Origin of the sequence: Luteitalea sp., assembly GCA_009377605.1 — a bacterium.
GTDB lineage: Bacteria > Acidobacteriota > Vicinamibacteria > Vicinamibacterales > Vicinamibacteraceae > WHTT01.
Genome location: WHTT01000020.1, coordinates 24,424 through 49,772, shown reverse-complemented (window position 1 = coordinate 49,772; position 25,349 = coordinate 24,424). Strand labels below are relative to the sequence as shown.

Here is a 25,349-nt window from a genome sequence, read left to right as displayed (position 1 = left end):
CCGAAGGATGGAAAACGGGGGCTGTCCCCAATTTACGGTTCTTGAAAAACGGGGGCTGTCCCCGTTTCATTAGAAATAGAACTTGAACACGAGCTCGACGGTGCGGGAGTCGCTGACGGTGCTCGTGATCGTCCCGAAGGTGGCCGCGTCGTTGATATTGCGATTCGGCGGGCCGAAGCTCGGGTGGTTCAGCAGGTTGTAGGCTTCGACCTTGAATTCGCCGTAGCGCTGCTGGGTAACGGGAAATCGCTTCGCCAAGACGAAGTCGAGATTCCAGTAGCCTGGCGCGCGCAGGATCCCGACGCCGGAGTCACCAAACGTCCCTCCAGGGGCGTGCTCGAACGCGCTGATATCGATCCATTCATCGATGGTCGGGTTGTTCACCTCGCCGCTGCCGATGCGGTTTGGACGTTCTGTACCTCGCACTGCCTGCAGAGACTGTCCCCCGCTGTCGACGACGGTGATCGGGAATCCGCTTCGCACTTGCACGATGCCGCTCACAATCCAGCCGCCGAGGATGGTATCCGTGAGCCTCGACCATTCACCTCCCAACGTCCGACCGCGCCCGAACGGCAGCTCGTAGTTGGCCGAGTAGACGAAGTTGTGCGTGGCGTCGAAGAACGCCGGGCCGTAGTTTGCCTCTGGATCATAGGCGTTGTACCAGTAGGCACCCTCGTTGGCGACTCCCGGTGATCCGTAGTAGCCGAGGTTATTGGTCATCGTCTTGCTCCAGGTGTAGGAGGCCAAGAACTCGAGACCATTGTTGAGACGTTGTCTGACGCTGGTCTGGAGCGCGTTGTATTTGCTGCGCCCGCGGGCACCAGTCGTGGAGATGTTGGTGATATCCGGCGCGACGGCAGACAGAGGACGGCGCTCGTCGAGCGGCGCCCAGGTGCTGGGGTCGCCTTGACCCGGAAGCGGCTGGTTGCCCTCGACGGGCGTCACGAGATGGTCGGCATCGTGTCCGACGTAGCCGATGTTGACCGACATGTTCGGAGTGAGCAGGTACTCAGCAAAGATATTCCACTGCTGCGTGAACTGCGCGCGGAGATCCGGATCGAATGCGCGAACCTGCCCGGACGGCGTGTCCAGTGGTTCCAGTCCCTCGAACCCAGTGGCAATGCTGCCCCCGCCGGTCGTCGTATCGTACTGGACATCGGATTCGAAGAAGAACGGTGGGTTCAGCGGGAGACGCAGGTTAGCACCAGTGCCTTCCATGTACTGCGAGATGCCGTAGGCACCGCGCACGACCGATCGGTCGGTCGGCGTCCAGGCAAAGCCAACTCTCGGCTCCCAGCCTCCGTAGAACGGCTCGTACAACGCACGGCTGTTCCCGTCCTGCCCGGCAAGGAGGTGCTGTCCGGTTGCGAGGTCGAAGTTGGCCTGGCGATCATCCTTTTCGACGAGCGGCGAGGTGTTGGCCCACCGCAAGCCGAGATTGAGCGTGAGGTCCGGCCTGATCTTGAAGTCGTCTTGCGCGAAGATGGCCGCGCGGTGGTGCAGGTGGGTCCATGGCGGCGCGACGCTCCCGCGCCCCTTCCTGGTGAGCTCGTCGAGAAGGAAGTCGGCAAACGCGAACTCCGTGAACCGACCGCCGTACACAAACAGGCCCTGTGCGCCGTTGTTGCCGGCGTAGTAGCGCTGCTGGCGCAGGTAGAGCCACTGGCCCCCGAACTTCAACGTGTGGCGGCCTTTCAACCAAGTGAGCCTCTCGTTGATTTGGTAGGTCTTGTTTTGCGTATCCCAGTCAGCGGCGCCGGCGCCGATATTGCTCAACCCGCTCCCCATGTTGATGGAGCTCAAACCGGGAATGGGCTGACCGCCGGGAATTCCGAACGCCGCGTTCCCATTACCGAGACCTCCCCAGTCGTGCGAGAAGCGTTGCTGCCCTACCTGGTTGTAGCCAACCAGCAGCTCGTTGACGAGCGTGCTGCTGAACGTCCGGTTCCAATTGAAGCCGAAGTTGCGTGTGGGCGCGTCGATCAGGTTGCTCATGATCAATGGCGTTGCGCGGCGCTCGGGAGCCTCCTCGTAGTCAGCGTATGAGAAGCGCCCCCACACCTTGTCCGCATCCGAGAGATTCGCGTCGATCTTGACGTCCCACTGGTGAGCGCGCGTGGTCGTGAACTGCTCGCCCACGAAGTTGCCCGACACGCCTTCCACATCCCGGTTCGGCAGCGGATAGAGTGACGTGTCACCGAGAATCGCGCGAGCGACTGGACTGATCCGGTTCTCGGGAATCTGATTGCCGGGGAATTGCTGGTTCGTACGCGGGTCGATGATTGGCGTGCTGACGTCGGAGAGATCGCCCCGCCGCCAGGACTCGGGCGCGACCGAGAGCACCTGCGAGCCTGGCTGGTCAAGGCGTGTTCCCTGATAGTCGCCGAAGAAGAACAGCTTGTTCCGAACAACCGGACCGCCGAGGGTGAAGCCATAGATATGCTGCGTCCGCTCCGGCTTGTCGGCATCCGAGCGGTTGTTCGCCCAGGAGTTCGCGTCGAAGTCGCTGTTCCGGTAGAACTCGAAGACGTTGCCTCGCACCTCGTTGCTGCCGGACTTGATGACGTTCGCAATCACGGCGCCGGCGACGTTGCCCAGCTCAGCGGAGTAGTTGTTGGTCTCGAGACCAATCTCGGCCAGGGCATCCGGGCTCGGCTGATAGGGCACCAGATTGTCGATGGACTCGTTCATGTCCACGCCATCGAGCGTGTAGTTGTTGGTTTGCTCCCGGTTGCCGTTCACGAACGGCCGGCCGCTTCCGAAGTTGCGGACCGCGGTGAACGCACGCGGATTCGGCGTGACCACCCCAGTGAGCAGCAGCGAGAGTTGTCCAGTATTCCGGCCATTGAGCGGTAACGCCGTGGCCGTGCGTGCCGAGATCACCTCACCTACCGAGGTGGACTCCGTCTGGAGCACGGGGTTGGCGCCAACCACCTCGACCGTCTCCTGGAGCGTACCAACTTCCAGGTTGAAGTCCATCCGGGCGATCTGGTTCGCTTCCAACGTCAGGGGCGGCGTGACGGACAGCTTGAACCCCGTGAGCTCCGCGTTCACGACGTAGGCACCAAGTGGCACCGACGTGATCGTGTAGTTGCCCGCCTCGTTGGTCACAGCGACATACGGGACGTTGGTTCCTTGATTGGTGGCCGTGACGGTCACGCCCGGCAACGCCGCACCGGTTTCGTCCGTGACGATGCCGGTGATGGATGCGGCGCCGGTCTGTGCGCCGGCCACGGCTGGCCACACGAGAAGCGCCAGCAGCGCAAGCAGATAGGCCCTGGGCCGCAAAGCGGCACAAAAGGTACACATGGCGATCTCCCCCCTCCTCACGAGGCGGTCCTAACGGACCGGCCGACAAAACTTTCATCGCGAACGTAGCGCGCGGCACTCGCCGCACCGCCAGAACTGCCGCTCGATCATGGGAAGCGTATCAGCGTTTGACGGACTCCGCGAGTGATATGCTTCCCGCGTCTCCCCCGGACCGGCAGCACCTGTGGCGACCCGCGGGGAGCCTGCCCGCCGGTCCCGACTGCGTGACGGTGGGCTTGCATCAGGAACGAACCGGTTATGACCAGCGGGCAAGAACAGCGTACGCCGCGCCGCCAAAAAGTCAACCCTGGCGCCATGGTCCGCAAAGAAAGCCCGATTCCCCTCTATTATCAGCTCAAGACGGCCATCGAGGCGCGGATCGAAGAGGGGGGCTGGCCGCCAGATACACAGCTGCCGTCGGAGCGCCAGCTCTGTGACCAATTCGGCATCAGCCGCATCACGGTTCGCCAGGCGCTCGCTGAGCTGGTGCGCGAGGGTCGGCTGGTCAGGAGCCACGGCCGCGGCACCTACGTCGCGCAAGCACACCTCAAGAAGCCAGTGTTCCCGCTGGTCAGCTTTACAGAAGACCTGCGCGAGCACGGGTTGCAAGCCGGCGCGCGTGTCCTCCGCTTCGAGCGGACGACACCACCGCCGCACGTCTCGCTCGCGCTCCGGCTGGCCGCTGGCGACAAGACCATCCTGCTGCAGCGGCTGCGCCTCGCCAATCACCGGCCGGTCGCAATCGAGACCGTGCATCTCCCAGATCGCCTCTGCGCCGGCTTCCTCGACGAAGACATGGCGGATCGGTCGCTCTACGCGACACTCGGGGCCCGCTATCACATCGTTCCGGCACGTGCCCGGCAGCAGTGGCAGGCGGTGCGCTGTGCCGCCTCCGATGCTCAGCTGCTCGCCGTGCCGAAGGGCAGTCCTGTCCTGCGCATCGATCAAACCACCTACGATCAGCGCGGCCGCGCGTTCGAGTACATGGAGTCGTTCTTCCGCGGCGACAAGTTCATCTTCTTTGCCGAGCTCACCAATCACAGCAGAGTGACCAGACGACAAGGCCGGAAGGCGACGCGGTGAGAGTCTGACAGGCCGTCGGCGCTCGTTTGACGAGGCGACCCAACTTTGATATGTACGTCTTAGATGTACGGTTAAGGGAAGTTGCTATGGCCAAGAAGGTCGTCCTGCCGCTTGCCAAAGCCCGGGCGAAATTGTACGAGCTTGCGGACCATGTGGCGAGCTCTCCCGATGCGGTGGTCTATCTGGAGCACCGCGGGAAGAAGGAGCGATTGGCGCTCGTGCGCGAAGCGCGCCTGGCGTATTTGGAAGCGACCGTGGAGCGCGCCCAGGCGCGAGTCACCAAACCGTTCAAGCTGGCCGGTAGCCTTCAGACGACATTGAGCGACGAAGAGCTCGAGGCGGCGTTGGCCGAGGCCAAGCGTGAGGCCGCACGGGCGTTCGACAAGAAGCTCGGAAACGTGCCCGGATGATCCACGTTGCCGTCACCGATGCGCACACGCTGATCTGGTACGGCCTCCGTCGATTCCGTAAGATCGGCGCCGCGGCGCGCAAGGTTCTGGAGCGAGCTGACACGGGACGCGCAGCAGTGTATGTGCCCACCATCGCGCTGGTGGAGATCGCCGAAGCCGTCTACCGCGGTCGGATCGATATCGCAGACGGGTTCGCCACGTGGGCCGACCGCCTCTTCAGCACACACCAGTTCATTCCAGCCGAGCTTACCCTCGACGTCGTTCTTCGTGCTGAAGAGCTGTATGCCGTTCCTGAACGTGGCGATCGTCTCATTGCCGCGACCGCCCTGGATCTTGGATATCCACTCCTGACCAGAGATCCTAATCTTCATCGCGTCCCGGGGCTGGAGACCGTCTGGTGATCGGGTGTCACGCTGTCACCCTATCACCTGTAGCCACCTCGCGCTCCTGTCAGGGAACTTGGTTCTCTCCTGAGGATACTCTGCGTCGATAAACCAGCCCCAACCAGACATTCGGAGGGAAGCAAGTACTCGCTCCTCTCTTGGCCGTTTCCTCTCCTCAGTACGTTCGTACTTAGTACATCTCGATAGCTCCGTCGCGGGACGGCATCGCTGTTGCGGTTATGGCGCGCAGTGTAACTCACTGTTGCAAACCATCCACGAAACAAGGAGGAGCCATGACAACCCGCCAGCGAATCGCTCTTAGTGCACTTCTTGCAGTGCCGCTCAGCGTGAACGCCCCCACAGTTCACCAGGCCGTCGCTCCAGCGCCGGTGATGGGGGCCGATCACGGCGCCCTGCTTGGCTACATTTCGTCGGAAGACCCGTACGGCTGGGCCTGGACCGCCGCCTTCCAGGCGACAACCGGCGCGATCTGCATTGCGTCGTTTGCCGCACCGCCCGCCGCCGCCATCTGCCTTGCATCGGCCGTGGCGTAGCGGGTTCGTGAAGAAGGGACGCCAGGAACGCGGCTGGCGGCGGTACTTGCCCGTGGCGAACACCGCCGCCAGCCCGGCTTGGCTTTAGCCCGGCGCGTTTCGGCGAACGCGCCCTACCGTGGTGAAGGTAGGGACGTCTCGCCGAGGCGTCCGATTGCTACCATGCGCTTCTTCGACCAATCGTCGCTGCTGCTCTGGGAGCCGTCGCGGTTCTTTGCGACGTGCCGCCCAACGGATCCCAACTGGCGTGCTGGTGCAATCGCACCGTTCACGTGCGCGGCAATCTATCTCGGCTTCGAGCTCGTGATGGCCAAACACCTAGAGCCGGTCGTCCTGGCGGCCGTTCGCGATTCCGGCGTGCCGCCGTTCCTGCTGACGTCGACGTTGTACAGCACCGCGGTGGCGAGCGCATTGGCCTTCCCTTTGCTATGGCTCGCGTCGACAGCGTTCCTCGTGAGCCTCGATGTCCTGTTCGTGGATCGGGGCGACGCGCGCAAGCAGCTCGAGCTCGCCGGCCGCGCCTTCGTGTCCCAGATCCCGGCTCTCGTGCTCCTATTCATTGCCGCGAGCGCCTTCGATGGCCGCACGCTTCACGGGTTGGACCTCAGCCGCGCCGAGAATCTCGGCCAGCTGCGGGCCCGCTTCGCGAGCAGTCCAATGTTTGCCACGGCCACCGCGGTGAGCCAACTGTCGCAAGTGTGGCTCTGTGCCCTTCTGGCACTGAGCTATCGCAGCCTCAGCGGGCTGCGCGCGGCAACAACAGCACTGGTCGCCGCGTTGCTCTACGGCATCTTCTTTCTCGGCGGCATGCTGATCCCGCTCCTTCTGGATTGAGCAACGGTCATGGCTGCGTCCTCGTGGAACAAACATCCTGGTTCGTCGCCGAGACCTGACCCCGCGCAGGATCGGGCCGGCATCGGCCGCAATCCATCGGCACGAGGCACGACGTGCTTGCGTCTCTGCGTGTACCTCGTCGTTGCGACGAGCATTGTCGGGGCCTTGGTCGCCTGGCTTCGGGGTGAGACGAGCGGTCCCCTGCCCGTATGGCCCGCCAACCGGCCGCTGGACCGCCTGCCGTGGAACGCCGCGCTCATCGCCGCGACGAACCTCCGTGTGGTGGCGGCGCTGCTCCTTGGCGCTCTCCTATTTGGTGCACCGACCGCGCTCATCCTCGCGTTCAATGCGTTCCGTCTGGGCTGGGATCTTTCCGCACTGGCGTCTGTCTCGCCGGGAGACGCCGCGCTGATGCTCCTCTACGTGCCTCTCGAGTACGCCGGCCTCGTGCATGGCGCAGCGGCGGGCATACAGATGGGGATCCGCTGTTTCGGCGTCCTGTTCGAGATCCCGCTTGCGACCGGGCCTCCACACGTCCTCGTCTTCACGATTCGTGCGTGCGGTTTGGTGCTCGCCGGGGCGTCGGTCGAGGCCTTTGGGATGTATCTGCGCAGCGTCGGGTGACGCTCGAAGGAGGCACATGCGGCTCCAGGGCTCCAAGATATTCGCACCAGACGCGTGGCCACATACCGAAGCACCAGGGGAGGGCGCCGCGCTTCGTGCACACAGCCTCGTGAAGCGGTTTCCAGGGTTCCAATTGGGCCCAGTCGACCTGGATGTTCGGCTCGGACACATCTACGGGCTGTTGGGAGTCAACGGCGCGGGGAAGACCACGCTGCTCTCTTGCCTGGCGCAACAGTCCGCTGTCTCGGCCGGTGAGATCCTTGTCGGCTCGCGTCGCGTGGCATGGACCGATTACTCGTATCGGGAGCTGGTTGGCTTCGTTCGAGAACTCCCAGTGCTCTACGAGCCATTATCCGCGGCACAGCACGTCCGTCTCGCCGCGCGGCTCTTCACGCGATGGGATCCGGCGCTTGCCGAACATTGGCTCGACCTCTTTCGAATCGACCGTCGAAAGCGCGTGCGCCACTTCTCCAAAGGCATGCGGGTCAAGTTGGCGCTCATCCTGGCGCTCGCCCATCAGCCGCGGTTCCTTCTGCTCGACGAGCCGATGAACGGCATCGACATCGAGAGTCGATTCGAGCTTCGAGAGTTCCTGCAGGCCATCGTTGCCGATGCGGACGCCGCAATTCTCGTTGCTTCACACGTGCTCCAGGACGTCGAGGCCCTGGCCACCGACCTGATCATCATCCGCGAAGGGCGCATCGTGTTCACGAGCGGCTACGACGCGCTCGGCTCACTCGCCGCGTGGACATTGCCGCCAGACGGACAGATGCAGATACCTCCTTCGCACCAGCTGCTCCGCGCCTGGGTGGACCGCCGTGGCCCACACCTGCTTACGCGCGGCCCTGTGCCGATACTCGATATGCCAGTGCCCTCCACCAACGTCAGGCGGGCATCCTTGGAAGACGTGTATCTTGCCTTCGCGCGAGGAACCGATGACAAACGAATGGCACCAGGTCAAGGCACTGGTGATTAAAGACGTGTGGCTTCATGGCCGCCCGATCGTGCTGTTGCTCACGGCCAACTTCGCCGTCTATGCGTCGCTGCTGTCTCTCGCGCCATGGCTCTTTCCCGATACGCGGCTTCGGGCCTTGGTGAGCGCGCTCTTCATGCCGCTGGTGCTCTACGCTGGGCTCATATCCTCCGTGTGGCTCATCGAGACGGAGCGCATGAAGGGCACGCTGGCGCTGTTACGAACGTTGCCCGTGTCCGACGGAGCGATCATTCTGTCGAAGCTCCTTCTCTCTTCGGCGGTACAGATGGTGACAGGCACGGCGGCGATCCTGCTCTTGCTCCCTTCCTTGCTGGAGCCGCGAAATCTCGCCTTCTGCCCAGTCCTCGTCGGCGGTCTGGTGACGTTTGGGAACCTGAGCATCCTGACCCGCTTGCGCTTCGGTACCAGGCTGGGCGGGGTGCTGCCCTTTCTCATCCTGCTCGTCCCCAGTGCCGCCATGATCGCCCTCGGCTGGCGCGTGCCAGCCGGCGCCGAGTACCTCGTGGAGTCGGTGCGGGCGCCGACGACGGTCCCCGCGTGGCTGGCGGCGGAGTTGTTGGTCAACGTCTCCTTGTGGCTGTACCTGACGCGCTGGCTGCCAACCCAGGATACCAGCGAGCTCCTCGAGTAGTTGCACGTGAAGGAGTCTGACGTGCCGTGTGCCCTCGATAACGGCCTGCCGTCCGATGGAAAGTACCGGGCGGTCAACATCCAGCGCTTTCCCGCCGGCGATGGTCTGGAGCTCGCCGTCCGCGAGCAGGACCACGTCGCAGTGGTCGTTCGGCCCGAGATAGCAGCAGCGCTTCAGTCCCGCCAGTCCTTTGCGCCGCTGGAGACCCACGCAGCAGCGTTTCAGCGTGTGTTCCGCGGAACGGCGCTCGAGGCGATCGACCCAACAGGCTTCTGTCGAGAGCTCTGTCGCGTCGGCTTGCTCGAGCCGGAGGCTGCATTTGTAGAGCGCTGTCGTCTGGCCACGGCGCCACAGTCCACCTCCACGACCGGCTCGATTCGCACCTTTGGGTGGATCACATGCGAGCGGCCGGACGCCTTGCGTCGCTCTGTGACGAGCTACATCGAGAATGCGAGAGCGCACGCTCGAGCAGTCGAGGCCGTTGTGGTGGACGGCTCGCTCAACCGTGGGGCCTACCTGCGCAATCAAGAGGTCCTCCGTAGCGCTGGCCGCGCGATGAACGTACAGGTTCGATACCTAGGGCCGGTCGAACGGGCCGCGTATGGTGCGGCCTTGGCTGCACGAGCGGATATCCCGGGCGAGCTCCTGGATTTCGCGCTTGGGGATCCCCAAGGGTGCGGTTGCGCCATCGGTGCGAATCGAAACGCGCTTCTGCTCGATACGCTTGGCGATCTCGTGCTCAGCGCAGACGATGACACGATCTGCCGGCCAACGCCCCATCCGAGCTCGCGGAACGGTTTGTCCCTGTACGGTAGGAGGGATCCAACAGATCTCTGGTCTTTCGGGGACAGGAGCAGCGCCCTCGCCTTCACGCCTCCGGCCGAGGTCGACATCGCAGCCGCTCATGAGATGGCGTTGGGGCTTTCATTGTCGTCGCTGGTTCGAGACCGGCTGGGATCGAATCAGTTGCACTGGGGCCAATTATCGGCCGACGACGTGCGCGTGCTCGAAGCAGGATCCGGCCATGTCATGCTGAGCTTCACCGGCGTGATCGGCGATTCCGGAATGGCAACGCATTCCGGGCTCTTGTGGGGATTGCACGAGCCTTCCCGCTCACGCGTGCTCGGTGACATCGTCGCCTACCGCACGGCTCTCGAAAGCAGGGAAGTGCTGCGCGTGGCACCGACGCTCTCCGCGGGCGCCTCTGCTCACTGCATGGGCACGGCATTTGGCTTCGACAACCGCCTGCTGTTACCAGCCTTCATGCCAGTACGGCGCAACGAAGATAGCGTCTTCGGCGCTGTGCTGAGCGCATGCCGAGACGAAGCGGTCTTTGCGCATCTCCCGTTAGCCCTCCTGCACGACGCGCCTCCACGCGCGGCCGGCCTTCGTGTCGAGTCGCCGTTTGCGCGCCGGCAGCTGAGCGATGTTCTGATGTTCTCGATCCTGTCACACCGCCGATCGCCCGGCCGACACCCCTGCTCGAAGAGGCTGCACCAACTCGGCTCGCACCTCCGGGAGGTTGGAGCACTGCCGTTGAGCGAGCTGGAGAAGCTCTTGCGAGTGCAGCTGGCCGCCCAGGCGAGTCTGTTCTTCGCCACGCTCGACTGGGTACAGCGCCTTTACGGAGCGCAGCCGGCGCACTGCGCTGCAGATATCACAGCCTGCGCGCAGGGGGCTCGCGAGGCGCTTCAGCACCCCGACGCGATCGTGCCGTTCGAGCTAACAGCGGGCCATCGAAACCGGGGGGAGGTGTTGACCATCACCCGCGACCTGATAAGACGATTTGGTGAGCTCCTGTGTGCATGGCCCCATATCGTTTCGACCGCGTGTGAGCTGCGACAGGCCGGGATTCGGCTCTCGCGACCGCTGTGAAACGTGATCAGGTGACACCACTGATAACATGGCACCGTGCAACGCGGGGAGGCGATCGCGCACCGGCACCGGCTCTCGATGGAGGCCACCCTCGCTGTCTGTCTCCTGCTCCTCAGCGCTACTGCCTCTTTCGCGCAGCTTCCCTCCGAGCCGGTCACGCTCTTCGATGGCCGCGTTCTCGTGAGCGGCGAGCTTCGGGTTACCATCGCGCCGCTCGATGAGGGCTATTTCAACGCGTCGGACTACAATCACAACCTGCTCCGTCTCTTGACCATCGGCCTCCTTGCAGAAGGCCGGATAAACGACCGGATCTCGGTGCTGGCAAACGTCGAGGACCGTACCGCGATTGGCAGGCTCCAAGGCGGCGGCGACCGGCACGTGCTGCTGCCCTACGCGCTCTTCGTGCGGGTTCGCCCATGGAAGAGCCGCGCGCTCGATATCGAAGCCGGCAGAATTCCTCGCGTCTTTGGCGCCTTCGCCGCCGGAGACTACGCCGCGTCGAACCCGCTGATAGGACGACCGCTCGCCTATCAGTATCTTCTCGCGTTACGTGACGATTCGCTTCCCGGCTCGACGACGGACCTGTTTCCCAACCAGGGCCGTGGATGGCGCGTGAGCTACCCGGTTGGCGATCTGCGTCCAGCCGCCGGTGTCCCGGTCGTGGCGAGCACACGGCTGGATACCGGTGTCCAGGTGCGGTGGCGGTCTCGCTGGCTCGATATGCGCGCGGCGCTCACGCGTGGCACGTTGTCGCATCCGCTCGTGCGCGACAACAACGACGGCAATCAGCTTGCCGGTCGCGTTGCCATCACGCCGACGCCTGCGCTCGTCCTGGGTCTCTCCGCCGCCCGCGGAACGTTCGTCGACGAGGCCGCGGTCGAGCGCTTGCCGGCGGAGCTCAGACAAGAGACGTTCGCGCAGCGCGCTCTCGGGCTCGATGCCGAGTGGTCCTGGTCGCGCTTCCTGTTTCGGACCGAGACCATAGTCAGCTCCTGGGAGGTGCCCGCCGTCGCGGCGCCTCGAATCGACCGTCCATTGCGGGCCCTGTCCGTCATGGGCGAGGGACGGGTGAAGATCACGCCGCGTGTCTACGCGGCGGCCCGTCTCGACGGTCTCACGTTCTCGAACGTAGCGGACGGCGCCGGCGCGTATCGCCCCTGGGAGGCGGATGTGACGCGGCTCGAGGTAGGTGGCGGTTTTCGCCTGCGCCGCAATGCGACCATCAAGCTTGCGTATCAGCACAACTGGCGCGACACGCCGCGGTTCGATCGCGGTCGATTCGTGGCGATGGAGCTCTCCTATTGGTTCTGAGCCGCTCTTTGCTCGCCGTGATGCTCCTGGGCGCCCTGCCGGGCATCGCCCTGGCCAATGGTGTCATCCGCGGGCGGGTCACCATGCCGCCGCGCGATCCAGTCGAGCACCGACCTAGCTTGATGCAGCCGCCAGCTCATGCACCGGAGGCGGAGTCAGGACCAGTCAGCGTCGTCTACTTGGAGCGGGCGCCGCGTGGCGCGTTCGAGGACAACGAGCAACGCCGCTATCGGATGGATCAGCGGGGCGAGCGCTTCGTTCCACACGTGCTCGCCATCCGCACCGGGTCGCTCGTCGACTTTCCCAACAACGACCCGTTCTTTCACAACGTCTTCTCGCTCTCGCGCATCAGGAGCTTCGACCTGGGACGTTATGCGCGGGGTCGATCGCGCGCGGTCCGCTTCGAGCGTCCCGGAATTGTCAGGGTGTTTTGTGACATCCACTCTCACATGAGCGCATTCATCCTCGTCTTTGCGCATCGATACTTCGCGGTGACAGACGAGGATGGCAACTACCGCCTCGAGAACGTCCCGCCCGGCACGTACACGCTCGCCGTCTGGCACGAGACGCTCCCTCCGACGATGCGAACGGTCACGGTGCATAAGAGCGGCGATGTCACTGTTGACTTCGCGCTCGTCGAGAAGGAGACCGACCACGAGCTTGCCTCGCCGAAGCGGCTTGCCTCGCCGAAAAGAAGCGAAGGCGGACTTGGCCGCCGACCTGTCCGCCGAAGCGCGGAGCGCGCAGGCGGAAGCGCGGAGCGCGAAGGCGGATGACTCGGTTCCTCTCCTCGCTCAGCAACCGTATCTTTCTGGCGAGCGCCCTCCTGGCTCTGATGGCGATCGGTGCGGCGATGCTCGTGGTCAATGCGGTCGTGACCGCACAGGCCGAGGCCGAGCTGGAGCGAGGCTTGGAGGAGGCCGCGACCCTCGTCGACGGGTATCACCGCGAGCACTTCGATGCTCTCGATCGGGACGCCCGCCTCATCGCCGACCTGCCGAAGCTCAAGGCTGCTGTCGACACGAACGATCCGCCCACGGTGCTACCCATCGTCGAGGCGTATCCTCAGCAACTCGGCGCCGATCTGTTCCTCGTGACGAATCGCGCCGGAATGCCCTTGGCCACGATCGGAGATCCCGGGGCAGGTGCCGAGGCGATCCGCGAGCTGCCGGCAATCAGGGCGGCGCTCGCCGGCCGCACGAGCAGCTCGTTCTGGCCTCGAGGAAATGGCGTTCTTCAGGTGGTCGTCTCGACGCCGATTTGGATAGAGCCCGTACCGGAGATTCTCGGAACGCTCAGCGTCGGCTTCAGCCTCGATGAAGCGCTGGCCAAGCGGTTCAAGCAGCTGACGCAAGCGGACATCGTCATGGCGTCGCCCACCCGCGTCTATGCGGCCACGCTGGATGTCACGCCGCCCGCGCTGCTGGAGGCGCTCCGGCGATCCCGCGGCCGTTCCGAGAAGAGCTCGGTGGCTCGGGTGACGCTCGAGGGGGAGGACTACGTTGCCGTTACGCGGGAGCTGCCGCTGAATCGCGCGTCGGCGACTGCTGGCGACGGCGGTGCTGATCCGGTGCCGCTTGCCATGGTGCTCCAGTCGCGCACCGAGCGCTTGCGCCCGCTGCGCACGGTGCACACCGCGCTCGTGGTCACAGCGCTCCTCGCCGTGGTCGGCGCAACGCTGCTCAGCTACCTGGTGGCACGGACGATCACTCGACCACTCGCGGCCATCACGGCAACCATGCGCGACGTTGCGGTGACCGGTGATTTGACCCGGGCCAGCTCGCCACCGTCCAGCGGTTGGTGGGAAGACGAGGATGCCCGCTTGCTCGCCCGGACGTTCGAGTCGCTCGCCTCGTCACTCGCGCGGTTCCAGCGAGAGGCGGCGCTCAGGGAGCGGCTCTCGACGCTCGGCCGGTTCTCGACAGTCCTGGCCCATGAGATCCGCAATCCTCTGATGATCATCAAGGCGTCACTGCACACGCTCAAGCGCTCCGCCTTCGCGCCTACGGCGCTTCGGCGAGACAAGTCCGGCGCCGCGGCTTCGCCGCTTCCGCCTTCGCGCTCCGCGCTTCGGCGAGACGAGTCCGCTGTCGTGCTGCCACCGCAGGAGGAGCTCAGCCCATCCGAGATCCCGGAGTGGTTGCCCCGACTTGCAGACATCGAGGAGGAGGTCAATCGCCTGGATCGGCTCGTTGGCGAGGTGCTCGATTACGCGCGGCCCCTGCGATTCAGCTACGAGACCGTCGACCTCAGCACAGTCTGCCGAGGCGCGGCCGAGGCCAGCACACGGGGCCACGACGTCAAGGTTGTCGTCGCGGCGCCACCCGAGCCGCTGGAGATCGTCACCGACGCCGAACGGTTGCGCGCGGCGCTCGTGAACATCCTGGCGAACGCGCGCGAGGCCGTCCTCACGCGGCGCGCCGACGAGGCACGGGTCACTCACCCCGTTACAACGAAGCCCACACCACCGGAAGACAAGGGCGCCGAGCTGAACGCGATGGCGATCACGTTGGAGGTGCGGCAGGACCGGCCGAGCAGGGTGCGTGTCGTCGTTGCCGATCGCGGGACTGGCATCGCCGAGGAAGACCTCCCGCGCGTCTTCGAGCCGTACTTCACAACCCGCCGGACGGGCTCCGGACTTGGCCTTGCAATTGCACGTCACATCGTCGAAGGTCTCGGCGGCACGATCGAGCTGGCCAGCCGGCAGGGCGAGGGTACCACTGTGACGATCGCGCTGCCCGTCGACTCGCGGGCCTAGGAGGGGCCCCTAATCCATGACGGTTCGTGGCTCCGTTCTCATCGTCGATGACGAGGTGAAGATTCGAACGTTGCTCGCGTCGGCCCTTGGTGACGATGGCCACGAGGTGCTCTGCGCGGGCAGCGCTGCGGAGGCGCGACAACTGCTCGGTCAGCGGCTCTTCGATGTCCTGGTCGTCGACAACTTGATGCCAGGGATGACGGGGCTGGAGTTGATTCGCGAGCTCTCGGCGACCGTTGCAGACAGCGATCGGCCCCAGGTCGTCATGATCACGGCACACGCAACCGTGGAAGGCGCCATAGCCGCCATGAAGCTCGGCGCGTTCGACTACTTGCAGAAGCCGTTCGAGGTCGACGAGCTCATCGTTGTCGTCGGTCGCGCCTTGGAGCATCAACGCCTTCGCACAGAGCACCGATATCTGTTGTCGGAGCGCGACGAAGAGTTCAATCACTACGGCATCGTCGGACGGAGCCGCGCGATGCAGGAGGTGATACGCCAGGCGGAGCTCGTCGCCGGATCGAAGAGCACGGTCTTCATCATGGGGGAGACGGGCACGGGAAAGGAGCTGGTGGCACGCGCCATCCACGCGCACAGCGCCGAGCGTCACATGCCGCTCATCAAGGTCAACTGCGCGGCACTCCCGGAAACACTGCTCGAATCCGAGCTCTTCGGCCACGTGCGTGGAGCGTTCACGGGGGCGATCTCGAACAAGAAGGGACGCTTCGCCCTGGCAGATGGCGGCACGCTGTTTCTCGACGAGATTGGGATGATCAGCCTCACGGTGCAGGCCAAGCTCCTGCGGGTCTTGCAAGAGCGCGAGTTCGAGCCGCTCGGCAGCGAGCGTAGCCAGCGGGTCGACGTCCGCGTGATTGCCGCGACGAATCGAGACCTCGCGGCGCTTGGCCGCGAGGGCCGTTTTCTCGAGGATTTGTATTATCGGCTGACGGTCATCCCGATTCGTATTCCACCGCTCCGTGAGCGTCGAGAAGACATCCCGGTGCTGGCGGAACACTTCGTGCGCAAGCATGCAAAGCGCGCGGGACGGCGCATCGAGCGACTCGATCAAGCGGCGCTCGATCGGCTCTCGGCCTACGACTGGCCAGGCAATATCCGCGAGCTCGAGAACGCCATCGAGCGCGCCGTTGTGCTGTCTGCGACACCCACGATCACGGCAGACGCCATCTCTTGGCCGGCGTCGCTCGGCTCGCCGTCGACCGTCCTACCATCGAGCGACCTCCACCAAAATCTCGACTGGGTCGAGCGTGAGACGCTCACGCGCGCGCTCGAGGCATCGCGCGGCGTCAAGAAGGACGCCGCTGAGCTCATGGGCATCAGTCAGCGGGCGCTCAGCTACTACCTTTCCAAGCATCGCGTCGATTAGCGACGTTGAACCACGACCGTCCGACCCTTCGTGGTTACGTGCAACGTAAGCCCTTACGCCAAGGGAAAGACTTTACCGGCACGAGTTGCCGAATTCGACCTGTTTACCAGGCGTGCGGCCGGCACCGGCCTTGCTGGGTTCTCCGCGGACTAGGAGGTTCTCAGCATGAGGTTCGTGCCGCTACGTGCCGTCTCGATGCGGGTGCTGCTCGTCGCCATCGCGATCACTGGTCTCGCGTGTGACGAAAAGCTGTCGGAGATCACCGGCCCCACACCGTCGCTCGAGCCAACGTTCTCCAACATTCGCGAGAACATCCTCGAAAGCACCGACGCCGCCGGACGCACGGCATGTGTGGCATGTCACACCAGCGCCGGGCGGCCTCCTGCTGGAGGCCTCGACCTTTCACGCGATCCCTATGCGGCGCTCGTGAACGCGCCAAGCCGGCAGAGGGAAGGCGCTGTCCATGTGGTTCCCGGCGATCCGGCGGGCAGCTATCTGATGCAAAAGCTGCAGGGTACTGCCGGCATCATCGGCCTTCGTATGCCACGCAACGGACCACCTTATCTGACGGAGGGCCAGGTCCTCGTTATCGAGCGTTGGATTCAACTCGGAGCTCGCAATGATTAAGAACACATCACCCGCGCTCGCACTGACGCTGACGCTGGCGCTGGCGCTCGCGTTGGCGGCTCTCGCCCCAGCAAGTACGGCCCTGGCGCAAGAGGTGCCACATTCAGACGGCTCCACGGCGGACGCCGACCAGGAAGAGGCCGATAGCGACTCACTCGATCGGCGGCCCGACCCAGTGCAGCCGGACTACACGGTGGTCAACCTCCCGACCTCGCTGCGGCTACCGCGCTTTGGCAGCGCCTTTCGCGTCACGCACCGGTTCTCGCGACCGCTCGGTGAGGGGGACTTTGGCGATCTCGTCTCTGATCTGTTTGGTCTGGACGCCGCCGCGCAGATTGGCTTGGAATATCGCTTTGGCCTCTGGCGCGGCCTCCAGGTAGGCCTGCACCGCACCAATAACGAGAAGACCATCGAGTTCTTTGGCACGTATGACCTCTTGCCCGAACGCGGTGGGCGGCCATTCGGCCTTGCCTTGCATGCGAGCGTGGATGGAACGAACAACTTTCGTGACAGCTACTCGCCAGCCCTGGGTGTCATCGTGTCGCGCAAGTTCAGTAGGTACGGCGTACTCTACGTCGAGCCGATCTGGGTCAACAACACGAATCCCCAACCCTCGGAGCTCGTGGATGACAACGACACGTTCATGATCGGGATCGGCGGGCGACTGCGCATCAGGCCGTCTGTCTACGTGACAGGAGAGATCACGCCGCGGGTCGCGGGCTACGACCCTGGTGCCCATGCGGGGAGCTTTGCGATCGAGAAGCGTGTCGGCGGCCACGTGTTCCAGCTGAACTTCTCGAACACGCTGGCCACGACGATGGGCCAGCTTGCGCGCGGGGGCGTCTCGAGCGACACCTGGTATCTCGGCTTCAACATCACGCGCAAGTTCTTTTGAAACGGGGACAGCCCCCGTTTGTCGCATGTTGGAATACCGGGGCTGTCCCCGTTTCTCTGCGTATGGTCAAACGCGTTGTCCTCGTCCTCTTCGTCCTGTTCCTCGCGATACAGCTCTACCGGCCGGCGCGCACCAATCCTCCTGTCGACTCGAAGCGCACGTTGCAGTCGCGGGTCGGCGTGCCGGCCGACGTGGACAACATCCTCGAGCGCGCGTGTCGCGACTGCCATTCGAGCGAGACGCGCTGGCCCTGGTATAGCCACGTGGCCCCGTTGATGTGGGGCGTTGCGTGGGATGTCGACCAAGGCCGACGTCACTGGAACCTGTCGGATTGGCGTTTCTCGACCGAGGAGAGCGCCGATCTGCTCGATGAGATATGTACGGAAGTCAAACGAGAGACGATGCCGCTGCCTCGGTACGTCTGGCTCCATCCCGAAGCCCGTCTTCGTGAACAGGACGTGCAGCGACTCTGCGCCTGGACGAACGAGGCCATCGACGAGCTCTTCGCTGAACAGTAGCGCCGGCTCCTCACAGCGTCTTGCTGTCGTCGGTGGCTCGACTGCCGCGACTAAAAGGGAACCGGGTACCTTTTCGCGACCGAAAAGGTACCCGGTTCCTTTTTCGAATCCTTGATTCCTATTTTCCGAGGGCGAGGATGTCGCGGGTGAGGTAGTCGCTCAGCGTGAAGGTGACCATGATCAGGAACCAGATGAAGCCGGCCACAGCGGTGAGCTGTATCAGGCGCGGCGAGTACCTCACGTGCATGAAGAAGAGCACGACGAGGCTGGCCTTGGTGATGGCAATGGCCAACGCGACTGGGGTATTGAGCCAACCGAGGTCAACGCCAGCGACCGCGACGGTCGCGACGGTGCCCACCACGAGGGCGGTGAAGATCGTGAGATAAACGCGCACGGGCACGATGTGGTCAGACGACATATATGCACTCACCTGCCTTCGTCAGTGTCCAGCCCCACCCCCGAAGACGGACAAGCCGCCAATCAGATAGAGCAACGGGAAGAGAAAGATCCAGACGATGTCCACGAAGTGCCAGTACAGGCCGGATATCTCGAGCGGCGTGTACCACTCGGTGCTGAAGCGCCCGCGCCATGCCATGTAGAGCATGACGAGCATGATCCCGGCGCCGATGATCATATGTAGGGCGTGCAGCCCCGTCATCGCAAAGTACAGCGAGAAAAAGAGCTCGGCTCCGGGTGCGAGCGCCGACGGGGTGAATGCGAAATGGGCACCTGGTACGAGGTGATGAGTGAACTTGTCAGCGTACTCGATGACCTTGACACCGAGGAAGGCGGTGCCCAGAACGATCGTCAGGGTCAGGAACAGGAGCTGTCCCCGCCGGTTCGTCGTCTGTCCCGCGCGCACGGCAAGCGCCATCGTCAGACTGCTCGCGATGAGCACGAGGGTATTGAAGAAGCCCCAGCCCACCGACAGATGGCGGCTCGCCTCGTGAAAAGCCTCCGTATACCACCCGCGGTAGAGGATGTAGGCCATGAACAAGCCGCCGAAGAAGAGCACTTCGGTGAGCAGGAAGACCCACATTCCGAGCATTGCTGCGCGCTGCTGCTGCGCGAGATCGTCGAAGTGATGCTGCAGCGCGGGATGATGCCCGTGACCCACGACCCCGGCATGCTCGACGTGCACTGCGTCAGACACTCCGCACCTCCTGCCCGCCCGACTCGCCCGATCCCTCCGTGGTGCCGCCGTAGGGCTCCACGACGTCGGCGTGGGTGTAGGCGTACGCAGGGCGTGTCACGATCGGCGTCACCTCGAAATTGGATGGCGGCGGCGGCGTCGTCGTGTCCCACTCGAGACCGTATGCACCCCACGGGTTGCGTCCCGCAATCTCTCCCTTGAACAAAGAGTGGAGGAGGTAGCAGGCTGGCAGGATGAAGCCGATGGCGAGGATCGACGCGCCGGCTGTCGAGAGCACGTTGAGCACTTGGAACTCCGGCACGTAGGCATGGTACCGCCGCGGCATACCGAGATAGCCCACGAGGAACTGCGGGAAGAAGGTCAGGTTGAAGCCGACGAACACCGTGACGGCCGCCACCTTGGCCCACCCCTCCGTGTAGAGACGTCCCGTGATCTTCGGCCACCAGTAGTGCAAGGCGCCCAAGTACGCCAATAGCGTCCCGCCCACCATGATGTAGTGGAAGTGCGCAATCACGAAGTACGTGTCCTGCATGTGGAGGTCGAGGCCCAGCGCCGCGAGGAACAGGCCGGTCAATCCTCCGATCGTGAACAGGCCGATGAAGCCGAGCGCGTAGAGCATCGGCGACTGAAGCGAGATGGAGCCACGGTAGAGCGTGGCCGTCCAGTTGAACACCTTGATGGCCGACGGAATCGCAACAATGAAGCTCAGCACCGAGAAGACCAGCGCTGCATAGGCGGATTGACCGCTCGTGAAGAGATGGTGGCCCCACACGAGGAATCCGACGATGGCAATGGCGAGGCTCGAGGCGGCGATGAAGTTGTAGCCGAAGACCTGCTTGCGCGAGAACGCGGCCACCAGCTCGCTGATGACGCCCATGCCCGGCAAGATCATGATGTACACCGCCGGGTGCGAGTAGAACCAGAACAAGTGTTGGAACAGGATCGGGTCGCCACCGAGCTTCGGATCGAAGATGCCGAAATGGAAGACCCGCTCCGCGAAGACCAGGCCCAGCGTGATCGCGAGCACCGGCGTCCCGAGCACCATGATGAGGCTCGTCGCGTACTGCGCCCACACGAAGAGCGGCAGCCGGCCCCAGGTCATTCCAGGGGCACGCATCGTGTGCACGGTCACGATGAAGTTGAGCCCCGTCAAGATCGACGAGAAGCCCATCACGAAGATCGCCAATGCGGCCAGAACGACATTGGAGGTCGAGCCGGTGGTGCTGTACGGCGGGTAAAAGGTCCAACCGGTGTCGACGCCGCCCATCAGCAGCGTCGTGAGGATCATGAAGCCGGCAATCATCGCGATGTACCAGCTCATCAGGTTGAGCTTCGGGAAGGCGACATCCTTCGCGCCGATCATGATCGGCAGGAAGAAGTTGCCGAACACGGCGGGAATCGACGGCACCAGGAAGAAGAACACCATGATGATGCCGTGCATCGAGAACGCCGTGTTGTAGGCCTCCGAGCTGAGCAGATCCCCCTCTGGCGTCAGCAGCTCGAGCCGCACCAACATCGCGAACACCCCGCCGATCAGGAAGAAGACCGAGATCGCAAACAGATAGAGCAGGCCGATACGCTTGTGGTCCTTCGTGAGGAGCCACGCCGCAATGCCGTGCGTCGCGTTCAGATAGTGAACCCGCGGCTGGACCTCGGTCTGGAACGCCTCGCCTTCAGGATCAGTGCTGCGTACATCGTGCATGACCGTGTCCTCGTCTTCACGGGTCCGACGGCTGCGGCTTCGGGGTGCTCCCCGGAACCGCGGCAGGTGTGGGTGTGGGTGTCGCGCCGCCCTGCGACAGCGACTTCACGTACTCGATCAACTGCGCGAGACCCTCCTCGTTGACCAGCCCCTGGAAGGTCGGCATGAGCGGTAGGTAGCCCTCGACCATCTTCGCTTGGGGGTTGAGGATCGACTCACGCGCGTACTCCTCGTCGAACAGTACTTGCTGCCCGTTGGCCAGGGTCACCGTCGTGCCGAAGACCCCCTCCAGATTGGGGCCGCGCGCTTGCGAGTCACCGCTGTGGCACGTGGCGCATCCCAGCTTGTTGAACAACTGCTCCCCCGCCTCGGCCAGAGAGCCCTCTTGCGCGCCGCCACCCAGCCACGTCTGGAAGGCGCTCGGCTCCATCACTTCGACATATCCCGTCATCCCGGAGTGGTTGGTGCCGCAGTACTCCGCGCAGAACAAGTGGTAGCGGCCCGGCTTGGTTGCCTCGAACCACATCGTCGTGATCCGGCCGGGCACCGCATCCATTTTGGCGCGGAATGCGGGGATGAAGAAGCTGTGGATGACATCCTCGGACTGGATGATCAGCTTCACGGGTTGCCCCACGGGCACGTGCAGGGCGTTGATCTCCTTCTGGCCGGTCAGGTGCTGCGCTTTCCACATCCACCGCTTGCCGGTGATGTAGATCTCGACGGCGTTCTGGGGGACCCGCGCCAAGTCGAAGTACACGCTCGCCCCCCAGACGAACATCACCATGGCAATGCCCAGCGGGATGATCGTCCAGGTCAGCTCGAGCACGAGGCCGCCGTGAATCGGCGCTCCGACCGACGCCTCGTGGACGCGCCGGTACTTCACGGCGAACACGACCACCAGCACGGCGATCAAGACCGCGAAGAACGCCGAGACAGCGAGCAGGAAGAAGAACAGGTTGTCCACGCTCGCCGCCATCGTGGACGCTTGTTCCGGCATGAACGGAAACGTCATCTCTCAATCCGCGCATACACGCCGCGTCGCTCGCGGCGCCACATCACACCCCAGAAGAGCACACCGGTGACCAGAAGCAGCACGCCGCCGGCCCGAAGCAAGTTGATGGCCACCCAGCCGTAGCGTCCCGTCGTCGGGTCGTAGTGGAAGCAGTAGAGCAGCACCTGATCGGCCAACGTGCCGATCAGGTGCTGCGAAGCCTCCACCAAGCCGAGGCGCACGTCACGAGGCGCCGGCTGGATCCCGTAGAAGTACCGCGACACACGCCCCGTGGGTGTCAGCACGATGGTAGTGGCCAGGTGTGAGTACTGCTCCGCCTGTTCGTCCCACTTGTACGAGAAGCCGACGGCATCGGTCAGCGCCGTGATCGCCGCCTGCTCGCCCGTCAGAAAGTGCCAACCGCCCGCCGAGTCCGGCCGGCCGTACCGGTCCACATAGGCCAGCTTCTTGAGCGCGGCCAGCTTCGGTCCCTCTCTCGGGTTGAAGCTCACGGCCAGGACGTCGAAGTCGCGCCCGACCTCGTAGGAGAAGCCAGACGACTTCAAGGCGCTCGTCAAGCCGTTGAGCACTTGCGTGCACAGCATTGGGCACTCGTAGTAAACCGGGGCAAGAATCACAGGCCGTCCCCTGAAGTACTGTCCCAAACGGACGGTGCGACCCTGCTCATCGACGAACGAAAGGTCGAGCGGCAGCTGCGCATCGAGCTTCTGCTCTATCGCGACACCCTCGAGCGCACGCGGACGCTGGCTCGCCGGCTCCCGCGGCGCCTTGAAGTCGTGGCCCCCTGGCTGTGCAAACGCCTCGGAATGCACACTGCACACGGCCAACACCAAAATGACTGCCTGCGCGCCCCACCTGAAGGTCGCGCCGACGCCGCGTTTCGCTTGCACTAACATCACACCCTACTGTTCGGCTGCGCCTTTCGTCCTCGCAATCGCCGGGGCGGGGCTCCCGGCGGCTCCGTTCGACGGCGGTGCGGAGGCTGCCCGCGGTGACGTCGGCACGCCGCGCTCGACGAGCAACGTCATCGCACGGTCAATCGGCACACGCCACGAGCCCTGAGCTCGATCGACCACGCCATAGCTGTTGAGCACCGCGGCTTCATCTTCTCGAACGCCTGCCAGGTCTGCCGGCTCGTCGACCAGCAGGCGCGGCTCGGGCGGCTGCCGATCTTGGCCCGCCTGGCGCTCGGTCACGATCGGCAACGGTTGATCTGCCGACGCGAGCCGGCCTTCCATCCATCGAAACATCAGCCACATGGCGGCCATGACGACCGCGAGGAACACGGCCGAGCCAATCACCACCCAGTGCGAGCGCGAAACGTCGACATCCGACCGCTCGTGACCGCCGTCGGCCGGCACCCCTGAGCTCGAGCCATGGCTCGGGCCTTCCGAGGTGGTGCCATGCGAAGACCTTCGGTCAGGGTGCGGGACGATCTCCGTCTCGTGTGGATCAGTGGTGGCCATCGGCCAAAGCCTCCTCCAGGTACGGATCGCCGACCGGCAAGAGCGCGCGTCCCTTCAGGTTCCAGCAGAATGCCCCGAGCCACAAGCCCACGATACCGACGGCGGTCGTGACATCCAGCCAATGCAACGTGGCCGGATCACCAAAGTTGGGGACCACGAGCCAAAAGGTCTCGAGGAAGCGCATCGCGAGGATGATGATGGCCAGCAGAGCGAGGCGGCTCGCGTGACGCTTGAGATCGCGCAGCAGCAGCAGACAGAACGGGAAGGCGAAGTGCCCGACAATCACGAGCAGGCTGAGCCACTGCCAACGCTCGCGCGCCCGAATGAGATAGTAGCCGACTTCTTCCGGCAGGTTCGCCGACCAGATCAGCAGGAATTGGGAGAAGCCCAGATACGCGTAGAGCATCACGAAGGCAAGCAGCAGCTTGCCGAGATCGTGGAACTTCTTCGGCGTGAGCACACGGCTCATCTCGGGCGTACGGCTCAAGAAGAACGTCATGAGGATGACGAAGGCCAGCGCGGACAGGCCTTCGCTCACCATGAAGAGGAGCCCGAAGATCGTCGAGTACCAATGAGGATCGAGCGACATCACCCAATCGACCGAGGCCAAGGTGATCGTTAGCCCAAAGACGAGGATACCGGGCCCACTCACCATGCGCAGCCGCACGTCGTCGCGGCCGGTCGTATCCTGCTCGCGCGACCATTTGCTCAGCAGCAGCGCGATGGCGGTCCACACGGCGAAATAGATCGCCGCGCGAACGAGAAAGAACGGTGCGTTCAAATACGGCGCCTTCCACTGCAGGACCCTGTCGGTCGCCACGAGCTCGGCGTGCGTCCATTCATAGAGGTGCGATAGCCCGAACGCGATCGGCACGAAGAGCAACGCCATGAAGGGGATGGTCCGCGCGGCCGCCTCGAGCGTGCGCCGCGTCGAGACGGCCCAGCCGCCGCCTGTGAGATGTTGGATCATCAGCAGGGCGAGGCAGCCCATCGGAACGCCGAGCGTGAAGATATAGCCGAGCAGATACGAACGGTAGAACTGCTCCGTGTCGACGAACGCACCAACGATCGTCAGCAACAGGCCGACGACGCCGAGCCCGAGTGCCGCGCGCTGGATGCGGTCGACGCCGGGTGGAACCTGGAACGACTCCGGGCGAATCTCACTCATGGGAGGTCGGTTCCTCCTCCGCCTGGTGCGACGAGCTGGAAGCATCGGGGGCCTGGCCGGTCTCCAGCTTTTGCCGCTCTTCGGCGGGCACGTCATCGGCGGTGGCGCTGCGGCTCAACTGCAGCGCGCGGATATACGCGGCAATCGCCCAACGATCGCGCGGGGTGACCTGCGTTCTGTAGTCCGGCATCTGGCCGAACCCATTGGTCATCACATCCACGAAGTAGCCCACGGGCATGCCGCGCAACCGCGGGTCGTGAAACGATGCCGCCTCCTTGAAGCCGCGCCTGACGACCATCCCTTGTCCCTCACCTGTGTGCCCGTGGCACGGCGAGCAATAGATATCGAAGCGCTCGCGCCCGCGTTCCACGAGGTCGCGCGTCAGAGGCATGGGCAGCTCGGCCACTGGTTGATTGTTCACCTTTCCGGTGTAAAAGGCCTCGTCGGCCCGCAGCTCGCCGCGCGCGACGGTCCCCTCCGGCAGGGGGCGCGCCGAGCGCTTGTCCGAGAAGAAGTCGCTCTCCTCGAGTGGCTCGAAGCGCGGCGTGTCGTGCATATCCTGTCGACAGGCCACGCCGCCCACGACCACAGCGACGAGCACGGCGCCCATCAACAGTCGTCGACGCATGAGCACAAATGGGTTGATCCGTAGATGGACACA

At 64.1% G+C, this 25,349-nt stretch carries 23 protein-coding genes; 14 read left to right on the top strand and 9 right to left on the bottom strand.

Translation table 11 applies throughout. The features are described from left to right. Window positions 1–69: 69 nt before the first annotated feature. Window positions 70–3,309: a hypothetical protein gene (locus GEV06_08895; GenBank protein ID MPZ18015.1), complete on the bottom strand. Its 3,240-nt coding sequence runs from the start codon at window positions 3,307–3,309 to the stop codon at window positions 70–72. A gap of 258 nt (window positions 3,310–3,567) precedes the next feature. Between GEV06_08895 and GEV06_08890 the strand changes: the two genes are divergently transcribed. From GEV06_08890 to GEV06_08825, 14 genes are all read left to right on the top strand, one after another. Next, window positions 3,568–4,392, top strand: a complete 825-nt coding sequence (locus GEV06_08890; GenBank protein MPZ18014.1) for a UTRA domain-containing protein — start codon at window positions 3,568–3,570, stop codon at window positions 4,390–4,392. 86 nt (window positions 4,393–4,478) lie between these two features. Beyond that, window positions 4,479–4,802, top strand: a complete 324-nt coding sequence (locus GEV06_08885) for a hypothetical protein (protein MPZ18013.1) — start codon at window positions 4,479–4,481, stop codon at window positions 4,800–4,802. After that, complete coding sequence (locus GEV06_08880) at window positions 4,799–5,203, top strand: PIN domain-containing protein (protein MPZ18012.1); 405 nt, start codon at window positions 4,799–4,801, stop codon at window positions 5,201–5,203. The genes GEV06_08885 and GEV06_08880 overlap by 4 nt, the downstream gene beginning before the upstream one ends. Window positions 5,204–5,478: 275 nt before the next feature. Further along, on the top strand, window positions 5,479–5,739 hold the full coding sequence (locus GEV06_08875; protein ID MPZ18011.1) for a hypothetical protein: 261 nt from the start codon (window positions 5,479–5,481) through the stop codon (window positions 5,737–5,739). Window positions 5,740–5,901: 162 nt separating this feature from the next. Continuing rightward, the gene (locus GEV06_08870) at window positions 5,902–6,573 is read left to right on the top strand and encodes a hypothetical protein (protein ID MPZ18010.1); all 672 of its coding nucleotides are present in this window, start codon (window positions 5,902–5,904) and stop codon (window positions 6,571–6,573) included. Between the two features lie 451 nt (window positions 6,574–7,024). Next, window positions 7,025–8,173 (top strand): ATP-binding cassette domain-containing protein, encoded by a 1,149-nt coding sequence (locus tag GEV06_08865; protein MPZ18009.1) that lies wholly within the window; start codon window positions 7,025–7,027, stop codon window positions 8,171–8,173. Continuing rightward, window positions 8,133–8,822 carry a hypothetical protein gene (locus GEV06_08860; protein MPZ18008.1) on the top strand — a complete coding sequence of 230 codons (690 nt, stop codon included), beginning with the start codon at window positions 8,133–8,135 and terminating at the stop codon, window positions 8,820–8,822. The genes GEV06_08865 and GEV06_08860 overlap by 41 nt, the downstream gene beginning before the upstream one ends. Before the next feature lie 21 nt (window positions 8,823–8,843). Further along, the gene (locus GEV06_08855; protein ID MPZ18007.1) at window positions 8,844–10,697 is read left to right on the top strand and encodes a hypothetical protein; all 1,854 of its coding nucleotides are present in this window, start codon (window positions 8,844–8,846) and stop codon (window positions 10,695–10,697) included. A gap of 605 nt (window positions 10,698–11,302) precedes the next feature. Then, the gene (locus GEV06_08850) at window positions 11,303–12,784 is read left to right on the top strand and encodes a hypothetical protein (GenBank protein MPZ18006.1); all 1,482 of its coding nucleotides are present in this window, start codon (window positions 11,303–11,305) and stop codon (window positions 12,782–12,784) included. After that, on the top strand, window positions 12,781–14,766 hold the full coding sequence (locus GEV06_08845) for a HAMP domain-containing protein (GenBank protein MPZ18005.1): 1,986 nt from the start codon (window positions 12,781–12,783) through the stop codon (window positions 14,764–14,766). Before GEV06_08850 ends, GEV06_08845 begins: the two co-directional genes overlap by 4 nt. Before the next feature lie 16 nt (window positions 14,767–14,782). After that, on the top strand, window positions 14,783–16,147 hold the full coding sequence (locus GEV06_08840; GenBank protein ID MPZ18004.1) for a response regulator: 1,365 nt from the start codon (window positions 14,783–14,785) through the stop codon (window positions 16,145–16,147). 165 nt (window positions 16,148–16,312) lie between these two features. After that, on the top strand, window positions 16,313–16,774 hold the full coding sequence (locus GEV06_08835; protein MPZ18003.1) for a hypothetical protein: 462 nt from the start codon (window positions 16,313–16,315) through the stop codon (window positions 16,772–16,774). Continuing rightward, the gene (locus GEV06_08830) at window positions 16,767–17,669 is read left to right on the top strand and encodes a hypothetical protein (GenBank protein ID MPZ18002.1); all 903 of its coding nucleotides are present in this window, start codon (window positions 16,767–16,769) and stop codon (window positions 17,667–17,669) included. Before GEV06_08835 ends, GEV06_08830 begins: the two co-directional genes overlap by 8 nt. Before the next feature lie 62 nt (window positions 17,670–17,731). Further along, window positions 17,732–18,187, top strand: a complete 456-nt coding sequence (locus tag GEV06_08825) for a hypothetical protein (protein MPZ18001.1) — start codon at window positions 17,732–17,734, stop codon at window positions 18,185–18,187. Between the two features lie 118 nt (window positions 18,188–18,305). On the opposite strand, the gene GEV06_08820 is transcribed toward GEV06_08825, so the two are convergent. From GEV06_08820 to GEV06_08785, 8 genes are all read right to left on the bottom strand, one after another. Next, entirely contained in the window at window positions 18,306–18,605 is a 300-nt protein-coding gene (locus GEV06_08820; GenBank protein MPZ18000.1) for a caa(3)-type oxidase subunit IV, read from the bottom strand. 21 nt (window positions 18,606–18,626) lie between these two features. Continuing rightward, a complete protein-coding gene (locus tag GEV06_08815; GenBank protein ID MPZ17999.1) occupies window positions 18,627–19,235 on the bottom strand; it encodes a cytochrome c oxidase subunit 3 family protein in 609 nt (202 codons plus the stop codon). 97 nt (window positions 19,236–19,332) lie between these two features. After that, window positions 19,333–21,042: a cytochrome c oxidase subunit I gene (ctaD, locus tag GEV06_08810; GenBank protein ID MPZ17998.1), complete on the bottom strand. Its 1,710-nt coding sequence runs from the start codon at window positions 21,040–21,042 to the stop codon at window positions 19,333–19,335. Window positions 21,043–21,058: 16 nt separating this feature from the next. Further along, on the bottom strand, window positions 21,059–22,054 hold the full coding sequence (gene coxB, locus GEV06_08805) for a cytochrome c oxidase subunit II (GenBank protein ID MPZ17997.1): 996 nt from the start codon (window positions 22,052–22,054) through the stop codon (window positions 21,059–21,061). Beyond that, a complete protein-coding gene (locus GEV06_08800) occupies window positions 22,051–22,944 on the bottom strand; it encodes an SCO family protein (GenBank protein MPZ17996.1) in 894 nt (297 codons plus the stop codon). Before GEV06_08800 ends, coxB begins: the two co-directional genes overlap by 4 nt. 12 nt (window positions 22,945–22,956) lie before the next feature. Then, window positions 22,957–23,520 (bottom strand): hypothetical protein, encoded by a 564-nt coding sequence (locus GEV06_08795; GenBank protein MPZ17995.1) that lies wholly within the window; start codon window positions 23,518–23,520, stop codon window positions 22,957–22,959. Beyond that, window positions 23,507–24,688 (bottom strand): hypothetical protein, encoded by a 1,182-nt coding sequence (locus GEV06_08790; GenBank protein ID MPZ17994.1) that lies wholly within the window; start codon window positions 24,686–24,688, stop codon window positions 23,507–23,509. Before GEV06_08790 ends, GEV06_08795 begins: the two co-directional genes overlap by 14 nt. Further along, window positions 24,681–25,316 (bottom strand): c-type cytochrome, encoded by a 636-nt coding sequence (locus GEV06_08785; GenBank protein MPZ17993.1) that lies wholly within the window; start codon window positions 25,314–25,316, stop codon window positions 24,681–24,683. Before GEV06_08785 ends, GEV06_08790 begins: the two co-directional genes overlap by 8 nt. Window positions 25,317–25,349: the final 33 nt, after the last annotated feature.